General features: G+C 72.7%; 1 pseudogene. It reads right to left on the reverse strand.

From position 1 onward, the window contains the following. A pseudogene (locus RNB18_RS53020) lies at nt 1–407 on the reverse strand (citrate:proton symporter); the annotation flags it as partial.

Consider the following 407-nt stretch of genomic DNA (forward strand, 5'->3'; position numbering starts at 1 on the left):
GGGTGGAGCGGTTCGGGTCGAGGCCCTGGAACTCCTCCGCGTCATCGTCACCGTCCCGCGTGAGGTCCGCCGAGCCCGTACCGCCGGAGCCCTTGCGCAGACGGTCCTCGCCCGTACCGCCGGCGCCCGCCATGACGGTCTCCTGCTCCGGCTCCCGTACCAGCGCCTCGTCCAGGGTGAGCGTGCCCAGGCGCTTGCGCTCGCGGCGGCCGAGGACGTACGCCAGCAGGAACACGGCGAGCAGTCCGACCGCGAGCGCCGGGATCATGGGGATGAAGATCTCGGAGGCGTCCAGCTTGAGCGCGGTCGCGGCGCGGGCGGTGGGGCCGCCCCAGGGAAGGGTGTTCATGACGCCGTTCGCCGTGGCCGCCACCCCGGTCATCACGACCAGGCTCATCTTCAGGCGC

It is taken from the genome of Streptomyces doebereineriae (assembly GCF_031845645.1).
Classification (GTDB): domain Bacteria; phylum Actinomycetota; class Actinomycetes; order Streptomycetales; family Streptomycetaceae; genus Streptomyces; species Streptomyces canus.